This is a genomic window from Ectobacillus ponti, from assembly GCF_024294785.1.
GTDB classification, from domain to species: Bacteria; Bacillota; Bacilli; order Bacillales; family Bacillaceae_G; genus Ectobacillus; species Ectobacillus ponti.
The window spans coordinates 177,132-197,009 of the sequence record NZ_JANCLT010000004.1 but is presented as its reverse complement, the minus strand read 5'-3'; the positions used below and the strand labels follow the sequence as shown (position 1 = coordinate 197,009).

Here is a 19,878-nt window from a genome sequence, read left to right as displayed (position 1 = left end):
ATGGGATATTATATTCATACATCACGATCATACAACAAAACCATTCCTTTTGAACAGCAGCCTCCAACATGTACCAGCTACAGCGCCTTTGCCACTTTAATCCCAAAGAAGCCGTCTACATTCACCAATTCACCGTAAGCAATCAGTACACCATTTGCATAAATCTGAATGGGTTCATCAATATCCTCGTCGAGTACGACTACTTCACTCTCCTGCAGACTCAGAATATTTTCAATCGTCCGCACAGTGCTTCCAAAGACAAACTCCAGGTTGATTTCAACTTGCTGGAGCATCAGATCATTCTGATTGCCCGCCTGTGCCGCCGGTTCTTCTGCAGCCGGCTTTGTCTGTCCAAAGTCAGGCAACAGGAAAGCTTCGGCTTGCGGAGGCTCCGGCACCGCAACAGGTATCGGCTCTTCTTCAGGCAGCAGACGCCTTGTCATGCTCTGCGCTTCTTCTATCGTCAAAAATTGATACATCCTGGAGTGGATGCGGTCGCCAATCTCCAGTTGGAACGTAATTTGCACAACCTCATCTGAACGGGCAACTGTCCGCATCTGCTCAAGCTCTTCAGCCAATGCCACCACCCGTACCGTCGGCGGGGTAATGTCCACCTTCTCGTGAAACAGCTCTGACATTGCCGTCGCGGCGTGGCCCATCATTTGATTCATAATCTCCTTAACGCCGCTCACTTCCAGTTCGGTCAGATCCCTGTCAGCATCCACCTCGCCTGTTCCCATCATCATTAAATCCACCATGGACAAAGCCGTTTCTTTTTCAATCACAAATACATTTTCGTGCTTAATGCCCTCAATGAAATTCACGTTCAGGACAATATAAGGCATGGCAACATCCATGTACTGCCGGGCATTAATCAGTTCCACACTCGGCACACTGATGACGACTGATTGATTTAATAACGTAGATAGGACTGTAGAAGCCGAACCAATAGAGATATTGGCAATCTCGCCAAGAATGTCCTTTTCTTCCCGGGACAGTCTCTGCACAGGCTCGGGGACGCTCGTCTGCATTTCAGGCTCCGCTTCCCCCAACAGCTTGCGCGCCATTGTCTTCACGCCTTCTACGGATACAACTTGCACAAGCTTGGAGCTGATAAAGTCTCCGATCTGTAAATCAAAGGAAACCTGTACCACAGATTCTCCTTCTCTTAAGTCGTACACACTGTGGATCTCCTGCCACAGATCCACAACCTTAATGCCGGGCGGCGTCATGTCCACCGTATCGCCGAAGAATTGGGACATCGAGGTGGCCGCAAACCCCATCATTTGGTTCATAGCCTCCTGGACAGCACTCAGCTCCAGGTCTGTCAGTTCCCGGCCCGGCTCAATTTCACCTGTTCCCATCATCATTAAATCAGCAATCGCCAGCGCTACCTCCTGCTTAAGCACAAGCAAGTTCTGCATGCTTAACCCCTTGGTGAACTGGATATCAAGCACTACGTATGGAGCCTCCATGTGCTCCTGCTGCAGTGCTACAACCTCCACACGAGGCGCGGTAATGCTGACCGTCTTATTCAGCAACGTGGACAAGACGGTGGAGGCCGAGCCGAAGGAAATATTCGCAACCTCTCCCACGACGTCAACCTCAGCTTGCGTCAGCAATTCCTTGCTGTTCGTCTGAGCCGGCATTTCCTTATGAGCTTCAGGTTCTGCTTCTCCCAGCAGCTTGCGGCCCATAGCTTTGACACTCTCTACGGATACAATTTGCACAAGCTTGGAGCTGATAAAGTCCCCGATCTGTAAATCAAAGGAAACCTGTACCACAGATTCTCCTTCTCTTAAGTCGTACACACTGTGGATTTCCTGCCACAGATCCACAACCTTAATGCCGGGTGGCGTCATGTCCACCGTATCACCGAAGAATTGGGACATCGAGGTGGCCGCAAACCCCATCATTTGGTTCATAGCCTCCTGGACAGCACTCAGCTCCAGGTCTGTCAGTTCCCGGCCCGGCTCAATTTCACCTGTTCCCATCATCATTAAATCAGCAATCGCCAGCGCTACCTCCTGCTTAAGCACAAGCAAGTTCTGCATGCTTAACCCTTTGGTAAACTCGATATCAAGCACTACATACGGAACCTCCATTTGCTCCTGCTGCAGTGCTACAACCTCCACACGAGGCGCGGTAATGCTGACCGTTTTATTCAGCAGCGTGGACAAAACAGTCGCGGCTGAACCGAAGGAGATATTTGCGACTTCTCCTACAACATCAATCTCGGCTTGTGTCAGTAACTCCTTGCTGTTTTCCATTGCTGTTTGCCCCCCTCCTGGTGCAGCATTCCTGTGCTTTTACTCTGATACGTTCAGTTTTGTCTAAAAACAAAAAAGCTATCAGCCGTGCGGACAGCTTTCTTTCCTCTCTAAAAATAATATAATTAAATATAATAATATATTAACTTAAAAGCCTGCCTTTTGACAAATGTTTTTCTGTTGTGCGCATAGAAAAGGAGGTGCCGCAGCACCCCCCTGGACTCTCCCCATCACACCTTAAAACACTTCCGGATTCACAATTAGTACTACCCGGCCGTCTCCGAGAATTGTTGCCCCCGAGAAATACTTAGAGCTATTGGCGAAGAAATCACCCAGTGATTTCAGGACAATCTCCCTTTGGCCAATAATTCCGGTTACAATCAGTCCGTAGCTGCGTCTTGTGTTGCGCACAATCAATACAGGAATCATGCTGCCTCCACCTGATTCTGCTTGTTTCTCGCCGAATACATCCCCGAGGCCAATTACTTCAATAATCTGATCCCGGTAGTTTAATACATGCTTGCCTTGAATTACCTGAATTTCTTCTTGGCTCACACGAATCGCCTCAACCACATTTCCGAGCGGGAAGGCATATCGCCGCTCATTCGTCTGCACAAGCATTGATTGGATAATAGAAAGCGTCAGCGGCAGCTCAATTCTAAAGGTGCTTCCTCTTCCTTCCTCCGATTCAATCATAAGATGGCCGCCCAAGGAATGAATGGTGTGCTTTACAACATCCATGCCGACACCGCGGCCGGACAAATCCGAAACAACTTCTGCTGTACTGAATCCGGAGCTGAAAATAAGCTCATGCACTTCACGGTCAGACATTTTTAAAGCCTCGGCTTCTGTCACGATCCCCTTACTGATCGCTTTTTGCAGCACCTTTACTTTATTGATGCCGCGGCCGTCATCCGTAATTTGAATGACAACATGATTTCCGCTGTGAAATGCTTCCAACTTAATTAAACCAGTTTCACTTTTCCCTGCCTGCAGCCGTTCTTCCACCGTTTCAACACCATGGTCAATGGCATTGCGGATCAAATGTACAAGCGGGTCAGAAATTTCATCAATGACGATCTTGTCAACCTCTGTATCTTCTCCCACAATTTGCAGGTCAATCTTCTTGCCTAAATCCTTGGCAAGAGAGCGCACCATACGCGGAAAACGGTTAAATACCGTTTCAATTGGCACCATGCGCATATTCAACAAGAGATTCTGAATATCCTTTGAGATGTCTCCCAAACGATTCAGATGTTCAATTAACTCTTTATTTGCAATGGCATCTGCCAGTTCACTAATCCTTCCGCGTTCAATCACGCTTTCCTCAAACATATTCATCAGCTTTTCAATTTTCTCCAGCTGAACCCGGATTGTCCGGCTTTCCACCTTCGCACCTTTAGCAGCCGGCTTCGGCGCTGCTGTGGCGCCTGCAGCCGGTGCCGAAGCCACTTCTTCCTGCTTCTCCTCCAGCGACTGCACTTCCGCTGCCTCAATTTCAGAAATAGACAACACAGCTTGCCGGACTTCCTCTGCATCATGATTCGTAATCAGATAGGCAGCAAACTGTGTGCCAAACTCGTCCGCTTCAATTTTATCAATGGCCGGCTCTGTCGCAAGAAGCTCTCCCACACGCTGTATTGCCTCCAGGCACATAATGGCCCGGACAGCCTTCAGAAGCGCGCTCTCACTAATGGTAACCCGCACAATATGTGTGGCTTCTGCAGGTCCTGCCTCAACAGCTTGTTCATCCTTTATCTGTCTCTTGGCCTGATCGCGGTTCATGAATGCTTCCAGACGCTGCATCGTACTGCTGACCGAGATATTTCCCGTGCCTCCTTGCTGCACATCGGCCACCATTTTTTCCAGCGAATCAATGCACTCGAAGATGACATCGATGACTTCCCCCGAAACGGACAATCTCCCATTCCGGATTTCATCCAGCACATTCTCCATTTTATGAGTGAGATTTGCCATATTTGTATAGCCCATGGTAGCGGACATTCCTTTGAAAGTATGGGCGGAACGAAAGATTTCGCCCACAACAGCAATGTCAGCAGGATTGCTCTCCAAACGAAGTACATTCTCATTCAGTGCCTGCAGATGCTCCTGTGACTCATCCAAAAAAATCGTGAGCAATTCATTTGCCATATTCTTTCCTCCTTTCACGATATGTACCTGCTTTCCCGGAGACAGATGTCTCCAGAAAGGTAGAGAAAAAGAGCGCTATTCCCGTCCAGAATACAGCGCCCTTTCATATGCGGCTTTTAAGGATAGTATGCTCTGTCTTGCTTTCTCCTACAGACAAGCGCCTCTCTTACATGGCGGAAACTTTTGTAAGCGCCTCAATTACGCGGTCTGCTTGGAATGGCTTTACAATAAAATCCTTTGCCCCATTCTTAATCGCATCAAGCACCATACCTTGCTGGCCCATGGCCGAACAAATAACAACCTTTGCCTTTGCATCTATTTTCATGATTTCCTTTAATGCTTCCAGTCCATCCATTTCCGGCATGGTAATATCCAGCGTCACAATATCCGGCTGCAGTTCTTTATATTTTTGGATGGCATCCTTGCCATTCTCTGCTTCCCCAACCACTTCAAAATCCGGGCTGCTCTTTAACAGGTTTTTAATCATTGTCCGCATGAACATTGCGTCATCCACTACTAAAATTTTGTGTGCCATCAGCATTCGCACTCCTTAATAAATAATTTGTATATTAAATTTTTACGTATAGAAAGGTAAAAAATAATATGCAACAGGCTGCATATGGAAGAACAGCATTCTATCCTCTACCACCCATTATACTTGCCTGTTTGGGACATGGCAACGTTAGAATGATTCATCCACATGGAAATCCACCTCATTTTATTGTTTGTAGCCAGAGTCATTCTGATTCGGATTGCCTAAAGCGATCGTTTCTCCACTGTTTTTCCAAAAGAGAAAGGAGCGCCTACGCGCTCCTCCCCTATATTAGTGATTTGAAACACCACTCACACCGTGTCCTGTATTGGACTTAACCAAAATTTCATCAAATTTCGCTTGGTCCACCTTCCTGCTGGACAGCACCGTTCCCAAATATGCTGCAATAAAGCCAACAGGGATCGAGATAATGCCCGGGTTTGTCAATGTAATCAGAGGTGTGCCCACAAAAATCGCTTTGCCTGCAACCGGATTCCAAACATTCGGGCTGATTGCCACAAGCACAATTGCTGTAATCAAGCCGAACAGCATGCCGCAGATGGCTCCCGTTGTATTAAAGCGCTTCCAATAGATCGTGAACAGAATAACCGGCAGATTTGCACTTGCCGCAACGGCAAAAGCCAAAGCTACAAGGAACGCCACGTTCAATGTTTGGGCAAACAGTGCCAAAATAATGGAGAGAATCGCAACACCGATGGAGGCATAGCGTGCCATTGCAACCTGCTCTTTCTCTGTTGCTTTGCCTTTTCGCAAAATTTCGTTATAGAAGTCATGCGCGAAAGCAGAAGCTGCTGTCAATACAAGACCTGCTACAACGGCCAGGATTGTTGCAAATGCAACAGCGGATACGAAAGCAAACAGCAGGTTTCCGCCCAGTGCTTGAGCTAACAGCGGTGCTGCCATGTTTCCGGCAGGATTTGCTTTGACAATGGCGGAATTACCAACAAAGGCAGCGGCGCCAAAGCCAAGGAATAATGTCATAATGTAGAAAGCACCGATCATCCATGTTGCATATACAACGGACTGGCGTGCTGTTTTGGCATCCTTTACTGTGAAGAAACGGACGAGAATGTGCGGCAGGCCTGCTGTTCCCAGTACAAGTGCCAGGTTTAGCGAAAGCGTGTCCAAACCATTCTTGTACTTTACGCCTGGATTCAAAAAAGCTTCCTTCAACGGTGTTGCCGTCTTCATCTGCGCGAACATTTCAGTAAGGCTGAAGCCAAACTTGGCAAAAACCATCACGGAAATAATGAACGTTCCAGCCATCAGCATGACTGCCTTTACGATTTGCACCCAGCTTGTTGCAGTCATCCCGCCGAAGATTACGTACACGGTCATCAGCGTTCCGACGATCAGTACAGAGGTAGTATACTCAATACCCAATAATAATTTAATAAGTGCACCTGCTCCTACCAGCTGCGCAATCATGTAGAAGATGGAAATCGTCATTGTGTTCAAGGCAGCTACGCCGCGCACCTTACGTTGATCAAACCGCGCCGCAATCATATCAGCCAGCGTATATTTCCCCAGATTGCGGAGTGGTTCGGCCACCAGGTACAGTACAACAAGATACGCCACAAGGAACCCGATGCTATAGAAGAATCCGTCAAATCCAGCCAGCGCAATTGTTCCGGCAATACCGAGGAAGGATGCAGCCGACATGTAATCGCCGGCAATGGCCAGACCATTTTGCCAGCCGGTAAGGCCTCCGCCAGCTGTATAGAAGTCGCTCGCGTTCTTCGTCTTTCGGGATGCAAAATATGTGATTGCCAATGTTCCAAGTACAATTACTAGGAATAGTGAAAATGCGGTAGTGTTAACTGTGCCGTTCACTCTTAGCCCCTCCCCTTCTCTAATGATTGCAGAATTTTGTCAGACAGCTTGTCAAAGGACTCAGCCTTCCTGCTGTAGATGATGCACAGCGCCCATGTCATAATGAATTGGGCGATCGCAAACAGCCAAGCCCAAGTAATAGCCCCAATTGCCGGCGTGTTTAATACCTTGGAGTAAGAAGTCATGAGTGGAAGGGCGATGTAGAAGCAAAAGAAGAAGATGGACATTGGAACAATAAATTTTCTCTTTTCCTGCAGCAGCGTCTTGAATTCTGACGAGTTAGCCACAGCCGTGTAATCAATTTCATTTTTTCTCGCGCGGGAAACCGCTTCTTGTTTGATCTCCATGTAAGGCACTCTCCTTTCGAAATAAGAACTTGTATGACGTGTGCAGCGGCAGCAGCTGCTCTCTTGCCTTGCATCCCCCCTCGCTTGATTGACAAATACGAATAAGAATCCGAATTAAAATTGGAAATATTCAGAAACTTAAGTCTAGTGTAGTCAATATGTCCCATTCTGCATAGAAATTTCATTCGACAAATTGCACCAAAAATTCCCATAAATTCTTGTAGTATAACAGAATGCTGAGTTTGCACATAATATCTGCCGAATCCCCTGATCACTTGGCATATTGGCGCATTCCCGCCTTTCCCCTGTTATACAAAAAAGAAAACAGCCGCGGCCCCGGCTGTTTCAATCGCCATTATTCGCACACAGGATTGCGCGGGATTGTTCTGAATTCTACTTCCTCCACGATCTTGCTGCGCTTTGTTACTATGCATACAAAGTTTGCTGTCCAAATGTAGCTTGGAAAGCCTTGATCATCCACCAGCATGGCTTCAAATTTGTCTCCAATAATGTTTTCAAACTTATCGCGCGTGTATGTTTCTGCTTCAGTTGCAAAGGACTGCCATTCGCAGCAGATCATGTCGATCACCCTTTCGTTGTTCTTGCCTCTACTATAGCATGGATAGCAGCCCCTCGGCCGATGGATCCCGCAACAATTTGTGAAATATTTCACATTTAAATCGGAGCGGAGGCCATTATAAGCCCGCACCCTCCTCAAACATATAATCCTGCATGTGCTGCCGAAAAATATTTTGCTTTTGAATGATATGTTCCACAGCAAATACGGTAATGCTGCCGCGCTGCACTTCTCCAATAATCAGGCCGATTTCCTTATTATGAACTGCGAAGTCCGCCTGTTCAGGCCGGCACAGCAGCCGTTCTGCAATGGAAAGAACAGATTCATATACAGCATCGCGGTCAACCGATTCCTTAGCGAGCCGCAGTGATACTTTAATAATTATTTCTTGTCCATTTACTGTTGTCCGATACATACCGGATCCCTCCTGGTTTCATTCAAAAGCACCTTTTGCTTTTTTTATATATTCGCCTTTCCCCGGCAAAATTCCTTTTGCCAAGAAAATTTAAAACGCTTACTTGACTATTTTTTGCGTTATATTGTATATTTAAACTGTCATTTAGCAGAATATTTCAGAAATTGGCGGTGCTTTCTGCTGCAATAATTGAGATATTCATAGAATGAGAAACTGGATTCGTAGTGGGAGGAAGTAAACATGCAAGGTAAAGTAAAATGGTTTAACAACGAAAAAGGCTACGGCTTCATTGAGGCTGAAGGCGCTGCAGACGTATTTGTACACTTCTCCGCCATCCAAGGCGAAGGATACAAATCCCTGGAAGAAGGACAAGAAGTTTCTTTTGAAATCGTGGAAGGAAACCGCGGTCCGCAAGCAGCTAACGTTGTAAAGCTGTAATTCACCGTATACATAAGGGGGCTGCTTCGGCAGTCCCCTTTTTCTGTACAAAAGGTTTGTGAATCGTGGAATGAAAGACACCTGATGGGTGCAATCTATGCTCAGGAGGTGTATTACTTATGACACAAAGCAGACATCAATCCCAAAATACAGGCTTCAATGACTTTGAACAGGTGTTCATGCGGGTGCAGGCTGCCGAGCAAATGGTCGGCGCCGCCACCGTTACCATGGACCCTGAAACCATGGATCATGCAACAACAGCTGTAGAACAAGCCCGCGCACAGCTGGAAAGCGCAAAGGCGCAAGCCGTGGACCTCGATGAGCCGTTTTTGATGGATCAAGAGGAAAAGCTGGCCCGCTGCGAGCACCAACTGTTGGAAGCAAAACGATAAACCGCCCTCCGTGGGCGGTTTTTTTAGCTGGGGAACTGTACTATTCATGAGATTCAAGGCTCTTCTTATGTTTCCCCGCCTGACAGCAGCTGCCCGTACTGCTGCAGCTTTTCACCAACTGTGCATTGGCGGATACAAAAATTTTGTGCGTACCGCCGGCTGTGATCATGGCGGAGCTGCCGATTTAAAAAGCACCCCTCACAATATGCTTCAATTAAGTTATGGACCTCTGTAATGAGCTGCTTGCGGCTCACCGTGCAATCACTCCTCCTGCTGCTCAACCGGCGCATGGCTGTCAATTGCGATTCCTTGCAGCGCTTGGGTTGCCAAATTATGTGCTTCCTTATTTTGCTTGCGTGACACGAGATCATATTGAAATAAAATTTTTAACCGCTTCGCCTTTTCCTCAATTCTGTCCAAAAACCGCGCAAGCCCTTCCTCATAGCACGGCCATTCTCCGGACAGCTGATTCAGCACCACCTGGGAGTCTCCGCGCAGCGTCACCGTTTGGTATTGCACGCCGGCTTCCTCCAACAGCTGCATGCCGTAAAGAAGGGCGGCATATTCTGCCTCGTTATTGTTGTCAAGGTCATGAAACTGGCTGTTTCGGCGAACGCGGTAAGTATTTCCATTTTTCTCGTAGTACATACAAACCCCAATGCCCGCCCGCTTCAGCTGCAGGTCGAAGCCGCCGTCAAAGCACAGAACGATGCGCTGCGGCTCTTCTTCCGCCTTCTTGCCGAGCTTTTCCGCTTCCTTCCGTGTCCAGTGCGTCCCCATTTCATCATAGAAGGACAGCTCCTTTACCCGGCCGGTTTTTTCGAAATCAGCCGCCAGTTGCAGAGCTTCATCGAGGGGCATAAACTCAGTTTGAAGCAGGGCATCCTTGCCGCGTTTCGGTTTGTATAGCCAATGGATTTGATAATTCATGTCGCATTCTCCTTTTTTCGGGCAATCTGACTTTTTGAGAAGTGTGGAAGATCTTATATTTATATCTTATAGTAACATGTCATTTTCATACATCTGAATGTGCGGACGGCATCCAGCCTGGGGACGAAAGACCGGTGCGGGCATGTTTCCTATCATAAATACCATCTGTATTCTTGGATGCAAACATGGTACAGTAGATGAAGAATTGACTGAAGGGGGTATCTCATTGATAGAAGTGTACATTGACGGGGCGACAAAGGGAAACCCTGGTCCATCCGGTGCGGGCATCTTTATTAAAGGCATTGATAATCCGGTGCAGCTGTCTGTGCCGCTTGGCATCATGAGCAATCATGAAGCCGAATACAGGGCGTTGCTTTTGGCGCTGGATTATTGCCGCGAGCATCAGTATAACGTGGTATCCTTCCGCACGGACTCCCAGCTTGTAGAGCGGGCGGTGGAGAAGCGTTACGCCAAAAACAAGGCTTTTGCCCCCATGCTGGAGCAGGCGCTGCAGCTCATTGAGCAATTTGATCTATTCTTTATCAAATGGATCCCAAGCCAGCAAAATAAAGTGGCGGATGAACTGGCGCGCCGGGCCATTCAGAAGCAGGAACGGGAGGCGCAGGCATGAAGCGGGAATGGCTGGCGCATGCTGCTCTGTTATTTGTTGCCTTTGTCTGGGGCGCCACGTTCGTAGTCGTACAAAATGCAATTTCCCTGGTCGAGCCCTTTTCCTTTAATGGAATTCGCTTCCTGCTGGCAGCGCTCATTCTCTGGATGGCGCAGCTCTTTTCTCATAAGAAGCAGCGTGTTGTCTTCTCGTGGAAGCCGGTGCAGGCCGGGTTTCTCATTGGCCTGTTTTTATTTGGCGGCTATTTGTTCCAAACATTCGGCCTGCTGTATACAACCTCCTCCAAGGCTGGGTTTCTCACAGGATTGAGCATCGTGATGATTCCGGTTTTCTCTTATGTGTTCCTCAAGCGAAAAACCGGGATGTTCGCAGTGATTGGTGTCGGTGTCGCCACAATCGGACTGTTTTTGCTTACAGCAGAGGACTCCTTCAGTTTGAATAAGGGGGATCTTCTTGTGCTGTGCTGCGCCGTAGCTTTTGCAGTGCATATTCTGGTAAACGGCGCTTACTCCCGAAAATTTTCAGCCTTGACGCTCAGTACCATGCAGGTGCTGGCGGTCGGGGTGTTCTCCACCATTTGCGCTTTTCTGTTTGAGGATTGGCATGCCTTGCTGTCTGCAGCCCTCTGGAAGAACGGGTCCTTCCTGTTCGCTCTGGTGTTGACATCTGTATTTGCCACATCGCTGGCCTTCTTCATTCAGACGGCAGCACAGCAGCGCACGTCACCGACCAGGGTAGCCATCATACTGGCGACAGAGCCTGTATTTGCAGCGCTCGCAGGTGTACTGGCGGCAGGCGAGCACCTTTCCCTGTCAGCCGTCATTGGCTGCGCCTGCATCCTGCTCGGCATGGTTTTCGCTGAACTGCCGGGCAAAGAAAAAGAAGACGCACAGGCGGCGTAGGCTCAGTTTAAGAGCTTACGCGCATATGCCTGTGCGCTTTTTCTATCTTCAATTTGATGCCCCTTCATTTGCTCAAGCAGGGCTACAAAATAGCTCCCGTCAAAGTGGAGCTGATGCTTCAGCGTCGCTTCAATTGCCGCAATGACCACTTCATCCGCCGCACCAGTGTAGCGTTGGCCAAAGGAAATGAACCCCAGGGCTTCCTCCCGCAATTTAAACCCTTTCCCCTGCAAAAAGGAGATATATTCTGCAACTGTCTTCATGGCGCCCCCCATTATGCTATATACCCTTATTGTAGCATACCATTTTCTATTCCCAACGCACTTTTGCAGCACTGGAAATTGATAAGGCTATGTATAAAAAGAAAACTCCCCGCAGGAAGTTCCTTTTACAGGATAGGGGCAAACGGATCGCGCCGGCGCCATTCCATCTGGTCATATAAGGCTTGCAGACCTTCTTCGCCAAGCCGCAGCACCGCCTCCTCCAGTTCGCAGGAAATCGGCACTTCACAGTGAATTTCCGCCAGCCGCAGGGACATATGCAGATTGTCCAAATCACTTTCAATTTTGGTGCGCTGTGCTTTTGTCAGCGCAGACAGATTGTCCAGCACGCCCTGCACGGTTTCAAACTGCTGAATGAGCTTGTAGGCCGTCTTTTCGCCAATGCCCTTCACACCGGGATAATTGTCGCTGCTGTCGCCCATGAACGCCTTGGCGTGCACGATCTGCCAAGGAGCCACGCCCTTCTCTTCCATGATGCGCTCCGGCGTATAATACTCATAATTGCCGATGCCTTTCCGCAGGAGCATAATTGTTATCCGCTCATCTGCCAACTGCAGCAGGTCTGTATCGCCTGTCAGCACAAATATATCCGCTTCCCCGCAATACTGCTTCGCCAATGTTCCAATGCAGTCATCCGCCTCATAGCCCTTCAGGCCGACGCCTGGGAGTTGCAGATGCGCAGCCGCCTCCTTCACCAAGTCAAACTGCGGCTTCAGCTCCATGGGCGGTTCAGGGCGGTTGGCCTTGTAATCCTGAAAGGACTCTGTCCGAAAGGTCGTGCTTCCCATATCCCAGCACACAATGGCATGTGTCGGCCGAACCGCACTGACTGCCGCCAGCACATGCTTGACAAAGCCATTCACGCCATTCGTCGGCGTACCGTCGCTTCTTTTCATATATTGTCCATGCACGCTTGTCGCGTAAAAGCCGCGGAACAAGAGTGCCATGCCATCAATCAATAAAATTTTTTTCATCCCATTCGCTCCCAAAAAAAATAAAAACCTCACGTGGATTACGTAAGGTTAGCAGAAAGTCCCGCCTGTGCCGTCACTACGATATGCCTTGAAACCCGCTCTCGCAGGTGGATGTCCTCACAAACGCATCCATCTTCCCCGACGCGGGGGCATGATGTCAGTGTCTAAATATCGGACTTCCGTATGATTCACATCGGTTTAAGACATAAACAAGTCACGTACACCGCAGGATGCTTTCCATTTGATTCATATCATATCACACTTTTGACCGTCTGTAAAATGCTTCCTGTACAAGCCGTGTATCAGCTTTGTGTACTCATTGTAATACAATGGTTCACATGATGCAACAGAAAATGCCCGGTGAGTTTCACGATTTTATGACAGCATTCGCCTCGTAGGAAATCCAGTCGCTGAAGCTGCCGGCATAGAGCTTGACGTTTTGGAAGCCCGCTTCTTGTAAAGCCAGCACATTGGGGCAAGCTGTTACACCTGAACCGCAATATACAATAATTTCTTTCTCCTGGTGCAGGCCCGCAAACCTTTGACGCTGCTCCTCCCCCGCTTTAAAACGGCCGTCCTCAGCCACACCGTCCTTCCAGAAGGCGGATACGGCGGTCGGAATATGTCCGGCCTTTCTATCAATCGGCTCTTCAATTCCTGCATACCGGTGCGGCTCACGTGCATCCAAAAGGACATACTCGCCCCCGTTTTGGATACGTTCACGCACATGTTCCATGGACAGCAGCAAATGTGTTTGTTCGCGCGGGAGGAAGGTTTTCCGCTCCACCTGCGGCACATCCGCAGTTACCGGATATCCCATATCCCCCCAAGCCTGGAGGCCGCCATTTAAGACATACACTTGCGAATGCCCTAAATAGGTCAGCATCCACCAAAGCCGCGAAGCCATCGCTCCGGCCTGGCTGTCGTAGGCGACCACAATTGTGCCATCATCGATTCCGGCCGCTGACAATTTCTCTGCAAATATGTGCCAATCCGGCAGCGGATGGCGTCCACCATGCTCCCCTACAGGTGCAGACAGGTCCTCATTTAAATCGAAGTACAGGGCTCCCGGAATATGCCCTTCTATGTAGGCTCCTCTCCCCCAGGCCGGTCTGCCAAGGTCGAAGCGGCAATCGATAATGCGGATATTCGAGTCCTGCAGACGTTCTGCCAGCCAGCCTGCCTCTACAATATGCTTCATGAAAATCCCCCTTACCTCAAATGGAAAAAGCGGAGGGGAACCCCCCTCCGCCGCTGTCAGTTTACTTCTTCTGCAAACGCGCTGCGTATTCCTGCACCATGTCTGCTGTGACATATTTTCTTGTTGGCACATAGCCGTATTTCGCAGCCAATTCATTCACCTGCTGTGTAGCGCCATTGATGCCGTCTACGGAAAACGGCTGACCCTGCAGGCAAAGCGCCACTGCCGCCTCAATAGCCGCCTCGCGCATTGCATCGAGTTGGGCAAATTGCGTGACTACCGCATGCTGCTGCTTGGAGTGGGCGCTGATTGCTACATGTACTTCTCCCATGATGTTCACCTCTCTATAGTTCGCTTTGTACAGCTTCTACTGTGTATTGTACTGTATCACGCGCCGCCTTGTACAATGAAACATCAATTGTTTCCGACAAAGCATACAAAATTCCTTCATAATATTGCTCCACATCCGCCTCCATTTGCTGCTTCTCTCCCTGCCAAAGGGTCTGCCACAGCTGCTGATAGTGCGCCAGAAGCCGGGTTTCCTCTTCAGCTGTATAGGCGGCAATGAATGGCTCAATCAGCTGCTTCATCTCCTCTTGCATCTTCGCCCGTTCATTTTGCTCGAAAAAGCTCTTTGTATTCTTAAACAGGGCCATCGCTTTTTTAAAGCTGCCGAGCTCCAGACCAGCCATCGGCTCCCCATGGGCAGGCGACGCAAGAATGGCCTCCCGTTCATCAAACATGATGCCTCTGTTCCGCTCCTGGCATTGTACGGCCAAATCCTCACGGGACACGTGCAGCTTCTCCTTCATCCACTTTTCAATGCGGAGTGAAGTGGCGCGCATTTCCTGCAGCAAATCATGCTTCATAAAGTCCAGCAGCTCCGCTGTGCAATCACGCACCTGCTGCTTGATATCGCCTTTGTCCGCACGCAATGCCGCCGGATTGAAAATCTCCGGGAAAATATCCCGGTATCTGAGGAAGATGCGCTGCCGCACATAATACAAGAGATCCCGCACCTCTTGCAGCAAGGCCCGTTCTTCGGTCAGGACGCTATAGGAGCGGATTTCCTGCAATACCTGTTCGCGCTCGCGCGTATATCTCTTCTTGCTTGCTTCCTTCTCCTCATTGCCAGCCTCGGCATTTTGCAGCATCGTGCTTAAAAGCTGCTGCGTCCCCTGCAGCACATGCTGCAGCGATACGATGGAAACCCGCAGCAAATCCTTCATGGTGAAGGCGGTGAAGGCTTCCATAAAGGCATGCATGCCTGATTCCGCCAAAATACCGTATTGCCCCGGCGCCGCCGTTTCCCCTTTGCGCTCCTGCAGGGCAAACAGGCTAGAAAGCGGGAACATACGCGGATGGCGGATGCCATATTGCAGCAACTGGCCCGCAATGTACGTTTTTACGGTCTGCAGCTCTTCCATGGAGGCAGCCAGATCAGCCGCATTGATGATAAAGAACATCTTATCCATTGCAAAAGTATCCTTCACCCGGCCGAGCTGAATCAGAAACTCACGGTCCGCTCTTGAAAAGACATGATTATAATACGTAACGAACAAAATTGCATCAGCATTTTTAATATACTGGAAGGCCACATCTGTGTGCCGCGCATTGACAGAATCCGCTCCCGGTGTATCCACCAGTGTAATGCCCTTGCGCGTGAACTCGCAGTCATAGTACAGCTCCATGTATTCGACAAAGCAGGACTTCTCTTCCTCGGCCACATATGCCGCAAACTCTTCCAAATCTGTGGTCAGCAGCTGTCCAAGCTTAGGGGCAAAGAAGCTGTAGCCCCTTTGCACGGCGCGCAGGAAGCTGAAGGTCGTTTTCTGCCGGCCGCTTGGGGATGGATGGTCTAACAGCTCCCCGACCCGCTGCAGCGCCTCTTCCAGCGAAGCTGCGTCCTTTTCAAACAGGCGATACACCTGCTGCAGGTCCTTCAACAAAGCATCCGCTGACTTTAACTGAATCAGCACTGTGCCGTGCGGGCGCTCAGTCGTCACCGGCATAATCTTGTTGATGGTTGCGGTTGTCGGATTTGGAGAGACCGGCAGCACCTTTTCCCCAAGCAAAGCGTTGGCAAAGGAAGATTTGCCGGCACTGAAGGCGCCAAACAGCGCAACAGTAAATTGGCGCGTCTCCAGACGTTCCCGCTTCTCGGCGATCTCTTCATAGAGATGCTGCAGAGCCGGAATGGAACGGATGATTTCCTCTGCTTTCCGCACATGTCCCGTAATGGCCGCCACCCGTTCTTCGGCAGAGGAATCCTGCACGCTTTGCGGCTGCTCGTCAACAGTGATCTCTTCCGTCTGCTCCGACAGAAGGACAGGGCGGGCATGCAACTGAATGTCCTCGCCCTGCAGCAGCTCTTCCGCCTGCGGAACCGCCACTTCCTCCTCCCCGCTGCGAATATGTTTCACATAAGCAGTATACGCCTCATATTCCTGTCTCCCCTGCGTAATCGCATGCCAGGCTGATGCATACCGCTCGTACTCTTCCAGCTGTGCAGCCACGTCTGCCAGCTCGCGCTCCCATACTCCCTGCAGCAGCGGCCAATGCGCCTCCAGAAAGGCTACGGACGCATTCCGGTGCTTGCGCTTCAACTCCTGGGCCAGATCGTTTGTGTAATTCAATACATAGTCGCCCGTGAATCCGGCACCGGGCTTCACGACTTGGCGCAGCAGCGCGGGTTCAAATTCCACGGACAAATCGTACACCAGCCGGCCCAGCTCTTCTGTATACACCTTTTCCTGCTTCAAGAAGGAAAGAATGTACTCTTTTATGTGAAAATCAAGCTGGGACTCCACTGTCTGCCGCAGCTGGGAATAGAAGGCCTGCAGCCGGCTTTCCTTTTCTTTTTCCGTCTTGGCTTTGGCAAAGAAAAGCCCGAACCTGAAGTTTGTCAGCTCTGTTTCCAGATACAGCTGCGCCAATTCCCGCAGCTGGGCGGGCATGAGATAGGCATTCTCCAGGATATGCTCCACCCCTTTGCCGTACTCCAGCTTCACTTGCTTTCCGCGCTCATGGAGGGTGTTTCGCGCCTCATACAGTCCGGCAAGCTTCGCCTGCACTGCTTCCTGGTCCGGGGCCCGGCTTACAAGCTGTGCAGCCGCTTCAGTCTCCTGCTCCAGCGACCGCTGCCGCCAATCCAGATGCTCCTGCAGCAAATAATCTGTTTCCTTTTCCAGGCTCTCCTTCATAAGAGAAGCACGATTCTCCACAATGGCATGCAGCAGCTCCTCCAGCTTGCCGAGCTCATTGTGCGGATGCTGCTTGCTGCGCAGAGAAGTATAGAAAATGCCATCGGGCACGACATTCCAATTTGCAAAGGAGCCGGAAACACTCTCCTGATAGGCCGCGAAGGTCAATTCATTTTCCTTATGCTTATCAATTTGATTAATGACCAGGTATACCCGCTTCTGCCGTTCCTTCAGCTCTTTGACGAACTGCAGGTTCACTTCGGACTGGACATGGTTGTAGTCCATCATATAAAAAATTACATCAGCCAAATGCAGAGCGGACTCCGTGGCCAGCTTATGCGCCTCATCTGTGGAGTCGATTCCCGGTGTATCAATGAGGATTACCCCGTCCGGCAAATTGGCATCGCTGCGGTAGATATGCACCCCCACGACCTCATCGCCATTCTTGCAAAGCTGCTTCAACTCCTGATCCGAATATGCACCGGCATACTCATATTGCACGCCGGACTGCAGCGTCAGCACCACCCTGTCGGCGCCCCGCTGAATTTTCACCACATTGGCGCTCGTTGGAATCGGGCTTGTCGGCAGCAGATCGCTTCCGTACAAGTGATTCATCATTGTGGACTTCCCGGCGGAAAAATGGCCACAAAAGGCGAGCAGGAACTCTCCCTTTGCCTGCTTGCGCGCCACCTCAAGAAGCTTCGTGCTGTATACGGCATCGCCTTCAAGCTTCCATGTCTCGTACAGCCCGAGAAGCGGCTGCAGCTGACTGCGTTCTAGAACATATTTCATCCCTTGTGTCCCCTTTTTGTCTTGATGCGTATCTATGTATATTTTATCTGAATTTTCAAGGCGTTCACAGTAAAAACGAAAAAATCCTCTCTCATTTTTCATGAAAGAGGATTTATACATATATTCTCATTTTGCTGGCCCTGCCACCTGCTGCAGCACAACCTTGGCCACTACTGTATAAATTGCAATTGTCCCAGCTAAAAATGCGTATACCATGCTTTCACCACACCCGTCTTTGATAATGGTTATCATTATAGAGCTTATTGTAGCAGGAGCGAGAATGAGTATCAATATCTTTTTGGCGTAAATCTTGAACGATTTGCAAACGTTTTCTCATAAGCCGTCGCCTCCATGAGCGCCTTCTCTTCCGCCCGGATGCGGACACGCAGCAGCAGCACATTCAATATACTGAAGAGGACAGCGGTAAAATAGGCCTGAAACAGAAGCGGAATCAACAGAAACTCCACAATCACCACCATATAGTTGGGATGCCGGATATATTTGTATGGCCCCTTCGCCACCACTTCGGCACCCGGCAGTACAATGATCTTCGTATTCCAAAAAGCCCCGAGCGATAAAATCGCCCAGGCCCGCAGCAACTGCACGGCGACAAAACCAGCAAGCAGCACCGGCCAAAGCGGCGATTCACTGCGCCCAAACAACGTGACCTCCAGCAGCACCGCCAGCAAAAAAGAAACATGCAGCATGACCATGTACTTGTAATGCCCTTGTCCAAATTCAAACGCCCCCCGCTGCCTCATCACCCGTTCATTGCGCTTGGCAATGAACAGCTCCAGCAGACGCTGCAGCAGCACAAACAGAAAAAACGGAAAAAAGCTCACCTTACTTCCTCCCATCGCACCAGAATAAGCTCTGAACTGAAGCCCGGTCCCAGGGCAGCCACGATGCCGGCTTCACCGGCCTGCTTTACCTGCTGCATATAGCGCTCCAGCACATACAGCACTGTTGCCGAGGACATGTTGCCATATTCACGCAGCACATCAAATGAAATTCCGGTTTGCTCCGGCCGGACACCAAGCGCCGCCTGATAGGCCTCCAGCACCTTCTTCCCGCCGGGATGGGCGATGAAATGCGGCACATCCGTCATTGCCAGGCCGTGACGCTCAAGAAAGCTTTCGACATTGGGACGCAGCCAGCCGCGGATGATGGCCGGGATATCCTTTGAGAAAACGACGTACAACCCGTTACTTTTCACATCCCAGCCCATCACCCCCTCAGAGTCCGGCATCAGTGTCGATTGGGAATCCATATATGCGGGCAAAACCGGCAGCGCAGATAAAGCGGCAACATCTGCTTCATCCCCGGCCACAAGCACTGCAGCGACTCCGTCCGCAAACAGCGATGTGCCAATCAGATTGCTCTTTGACAGGTCATTGCGCTGGAAGGTCAAACTGCACAGTTCAACGGCCAGCACCAGCACCTTTGCAGCCGGAAAAGCACGGCAATATTCAAATGCGCGCGACAGCCCCGCTGCTCCGCCGGCACAGCCCAATCCCCAAATCGGAATGCGCTTTGCATGCGGCGAAAACGGCAGCATGTTCATAATTCTTGCGTCCACGCTGGGCGTCGCAATGCCCGTTGAAGAAATAAAAAAGAAAGCATCAATCTCTCCCGCTTCGACGGGCCTCCGCAAAAAAGCTTGATTCATCAGACAAGTCTCAATTGCCTTCGCGCCAAGCTGCTTTGCCTGCTCTATATATGTATCATTCCGTTCCTCAAAACTATGGTCTTGCCGGAACCAAGCCATATCGTTCACAAAATGCCGCTTCTCAACCTGGCCGTTCTCAAACACCTGCAGCAGCCGGTTTATGTCACGGTAAGCATCACTGAACAGCTCTTTTGCAAATTCCACTACAGTATCCTGATTTAGCACATGGGGAGGCGGACAAATTCCGACCGATACAACCTTAGGCATACTTCCCACTCCATCTCATTATTTACCTATACTTTCCTCTTGCCGGCAGGAA

Annotated in this window: 20 protein-coding genes and 1 other RNA gene; 4 read left to right on the top strand and 17 right to left on the bottom strand. The window is 49.9% G+C overall.

Annotated features, from left to right (window positions below):
* Positions 1-77: 77 nt before the first annotated feature.
* The 7 genes from NK662_RS09795 to NK662_RS09760 all read right to left on the bottom strand — a co-directional run bounded on the left by NK662_RS09795 (position 78) and on the right by NK662_RS09760 (position 8,146).
* Positions 78-2,270 carry a chemotaxis protein CheC gene (locus tag NK662_RS09795; RefSeq protein WP_279664161.1) on the bottom strand — a complete coding sequence of 731 codons (2,193 nt, stop codon included), beginning with the start codon at positions 2,268-2,270 and terminating at the stop codon, positions 78-80.
* A gap of 237 nt (positions 2,271-2,507) precedes the next feature.
* Entirely contained in the window at positions 2,508-4,421 is a 1,914-nt protein-coding gene (locus NK662_RS09785; protein WP_254758741.1) for a chemotaxis protein CheA, read from the bottom strand.
* Between the two features lie 166 nt (positions 4,422-4,587).
* Complete coding sequence (locus NK662_RS09780) at positions 4,588-4,956, bottom strand: response regulator (protein ID WP_254758740.1); 369 nt, start codon at positions 4,954-4,956, stop codon at positions 4,588-4,590.
* A 288-nt stretch (positions 4,957-5,244) separates the two neighbouring features.
* A complete protein-coding gene (locus NK662_RS09775; RefSeq protein WP_254758739.1) occupies positions 5,245-6,807 on the bottom strand; it encodes a solute symporter family protein in 1,563 nt (520 codons plus the stop codon).
* A 2-nt stretch (positions 6,808-6,809) separates the two neighbouring features.
* A complete protein-coding gene (locus NK662_RS09770) occupies positions 6,810-7,154 on the bottom strand; it encodes a DUF485 domain-containing protein (protein WP_279664158.1) in 345 nt (114 codons plus the stop codon).
* 355 nt (positions 7,155-7,509) lie between these two features.
* Complete coding sequence (locus NK662_RS09765; protein WP_254758738.1) at positions 7,510-7,734, bottom strand: hypothetical protein; 225 nt, start codon at positions 7,732-7,734, stop codon at positions 7,510-7,512.
* Between the two features lie 115 nt (positions 7,735-7,849).
* Positions 7,850-8,146, bottom strand: a complete 297-nt coding sequence (locus NK662_RS09760; RefSeq protein WP_254758737.1) for a cytoplasmic protein — start codon at positions 8,144-8,146, stop codon at positions 7,850-7,852.
* A gap of 240 nt (positions 8,147-8,386) precedes the next feature.
* On the opposite strand from NK662_RS09760, the gene cspD reads away from it, so the two are divergent.
* On the top strand, positions 8,387-8,584 hold the full coding sequence (gene cspD / locus NK662_RS09755; protein ID WP_254758736.1) for a cold-shock protein CspD: 198 nt from the start codon (positions 8,387-8,389) through the stop codon (positions 8,582-8,584).
* 119 nt (positions 8,585-8,703) lie between these two features.
* Complete coding sequence (locus NK662_RS09750) at positions 8,704-8,976, top strand: DUF2564 family protein (RefSeq protein ID WP_254758735.1); 273 nt, start codon at positions 8,704-8,706, stop codon at positions 8,974-8,976.
* A 65-nt stretch (positions 8,977-9,041) separates the two neighbouring features.
* Here NK662_RS09750 and NK662_RS09745 read toward each other — a convergent pair whose 3' ends face one another.
* Entirely contained in the window at positions 9,042-9,230 is a 189-nt protein-coding gene (locus NK662_RS09745; RefSeq protein ID WP_254758734.1) for a zinc-finger domain-containing protein, read from the bottom strand.
* A gap of 7 nt (positions 9,231-9,237) precedes the next feature.
* Complete coding sequence (locus tag NK662_RS09740; RefSeq protein WP_254758733.1) at positions 9,238-9,906, bottom strand: reverse transcriptase-like protein; 669 nt, start codon at positions 9,904-9,906, stop codon at positions 9,238-9,240.
* A gap of 226 nt (positions 9,907-10,132) precedes the next feature.
* Between NK662_RS09740 and NK662_RS09735 the strand changes: the two genes are divergently transcribed.
* Positions 10,133-10,537: a reverse transcriptase-like protein gene (locus tag NK662_RS09735; RefSeq protein WP_254758732.1), complete on the top strand. Its 405-nt coding sequence runs from the start codon at positions 10,133-10,135 to the stop codon at positions 10,535-10,537.
* The gene (locus NK662_RS09730; protein ID WP_254758731.1) at positions 10,534-11,439 is read left to right on the top strand and encodes a DMT family transporter; all 906 of its coding nucleotides are present in this window, start codon (positions 10,534-10,536) and stop codon (positions 11,437-11,439) included. The genes NK662_RS09735 and NK662_RS09730 overlap by 4 nt, the downstream gene beginning before the upstream one ends.
* Positions 11,440-11,441: 2 nt before the next feature.
* On the opposite strand, the gene NK662_RS09725 is transcribed toward NK662_RS09730, so the two are convergent.
* The 8 genes from NK662_RS09725 to NK662_RS09690 all read right to left on the bottom strand — a co-directional run bounded on the left by NK662_RS09725 (position 11,442) and on the right by NK662_RS09690 (position 19,826).
* Complete coding sequence (locus NK662_RS09725; protein ID WP_254758730.1) at positions 11,442-11,702, bottom strand: DUF6123 family protein; 261 nt, start codon at positions 11,700-11,702, stop codon at positions 11,442-11,444.
* A gap of 125 nt (positions 11,703-11,827) precedes the next feature.
* Positions 11,828-12,694, bottom strand: coding sequence for a 5'-3' exonuclease (locus NK662_RS09720; protein ID WP_254758729.1), 867 nt, complete (start codon positions 12,692-12,694; stop codon positions 11,828-11,830).
* Between the two features lie 54 nt (positions 12,695-12,748).
* A non-coding RNA gene (gene ssrS / locus NK662_RS09715) (6S RNA) lies at positions 12,749-12,929 on the bottom strand.
* A 132-nt stretch (positions 12,930-13,061) separates the two neighbouring features.
* Entirely contained in the window at positions 13,062-13,895 is an 834-nt protein-coding gene (locus NK662_RS09710; protein WP_254758728.1) for a sulfurtransferase, read from the bottom strand.
* 61 nt (positions 13,896-13,956) lie between these two features.
* Positions 13,957-14,226, bottom strand: a complete 270-nt coding sequence (locus NK662_RS09705) for a YpbS family protein (protein WP_254758727.1) — start codon at positions 14,224-14,226, stop codon at positions 13,957-13,959.
* Between the two features lie 13 nt (positions 14,227-14,239).
* On the bottom strand, positions 14,240-17,890 hold the full coding sequence (locus NK662_RS09700) for a dynamin family protein (RefSeq protein WP_254758726.1): 3,651 nt from the start codon (positions 17,888-17,890) through the stop codon (positions 14,240-14,242).
* Between the two features lie 287 nt (positions 17,891-18,177).
* Positions 18,178-18,732: an isoprenylcysteine carboxyl methyltransferase family protein gene (locus tag NK662_RS09695; protein WP_368736063.1), complete on the bottom strand. Its 555-nt coding sequence runs from the start codon at positions 18,730-18,732 to the stop codon at positions 18,178-18,180.
* Positions 18,729-19,826, bottom strand: a complete 1,098-nt coding sequence (locus NK662_RS09690; protein ID WP_254758724.1) for a type III polyketide synthase — start codon at positions 19,824-19,826, stop codon at positions 18,729-18,731. The genes NK662_RS09695 and NK662_RS09690 overlap by 4 nt, the downstream gene beginning before the upstream one ends.
* Positions 19,827-19,878: the final 52 nt, after the last annotated feature.

Coding starts and splice junctions, on each gene's coding strand:
- NK662_RS09780 (WP_254758740.1), bottom strand. CDS start 4,956: ATGGCACACAAAATTTTAGTAGTGGATGACGCAATGTTCATGCGGACA.
- NK662_RS09700 (WP_254758726.1), bottom strand. CDS start 17,890: ATGAAATATGTTCTAGAACGCAGTCAGCTGCAGCCGCTTCTCGGGCTG.
- NK662_RS09760 (WP_254758737.1), bottom strand. CDS start 8,146: ATGTATCGGACAACAGTAAATGGACAAGAAATAATTATTAAAGTATCA.
- NK662_RS09750 (WP_254758735.1), top strand. CDS start 8,704: ATGACACAAAGCAGACATCAATCCCAAAATACAGGCTTCAATGACTTT.
- NK662_RS09795 (WP_279664161.1), bottom strand. CDS start 2,270: ATGGAAAACAGCAAGGAGTTACTGACACAAGCCGAGATTGATGTTGTA.
- NK662_RS09740 (WP_254758733.1), bottom strand. CDS start 9,906: ATGAATTATCAAATCCATTGGCTATACAAACCGAAACGCGGCAAGGAT.
- NK662_RS09720 (WP_254758729.1), bottom strand. CDS start 12,694: ATGAAAAAAATTTTATTGATTGATGGCATGGCACTCTTGTTCCGCGGC.
- NK662_RS09710 (WP_254758728.1), bottom strand. CDS start 13,895: ATGAAGCATATTGTAGAGGCAGGCTGGCTGGCAGAACGTCTGCAGGAC.
- NK662_RS09785 (WP_254758741.1), bottom strand. CDS start 4,421: ATGGCAAATGAATTGCTCACGATTTTTTTGGATGAGTCACAGGAGCAT.
- NK662_RS09690 (WP_254758724.1), bottom strand. CDS start 19,826: ATGCCTAAGGTTGTATCGGTCGGAATTTGTCCGCCTCCCCATGTGCTA.
- NK662_RS09730 (WP_254758731.1), top strand. CDS start 10,534: ATGAAGCGGGAATGGCTGGCGCATGCTGCTCTGTTATTTGTTGCCTTT.
- NK662_RS09725 (WP_254758730.1), bottom strand. CDS start 11,702: ATGAAGACAGTTGCAGAATATATCTCCTTTTTGCAGGGGAAAGGGTTT.
- cspD (WP_254758736.1), top strand. CDS start 8,387: ATGCAAGGTAAAGTAAAATGGTTTAACAACGAAAAAGGCTACGGCTTC.
- NK662_RS09705 (WP_254758727.1), bottom strand. CDS start 14,226: ATGGGAGAAGTACATGTAGCAATCAGCGCCCACTCCAAGCAGCAGCAT.
- NK662_RS09765 (WP_254758738.1), bottom strand. CDS start 7,734: ATGATCTGCTGCGAATGGCAGTCCTTTGCAACTGAAGCAGAAACATAC.
- NK662_RS09770 (WP_279664158.1), bottom strand. CDS start 7,154: ATGGAGATCAAACAAGAAGCGGTTTCCCGCGCGAGAAAAAATGAAATT.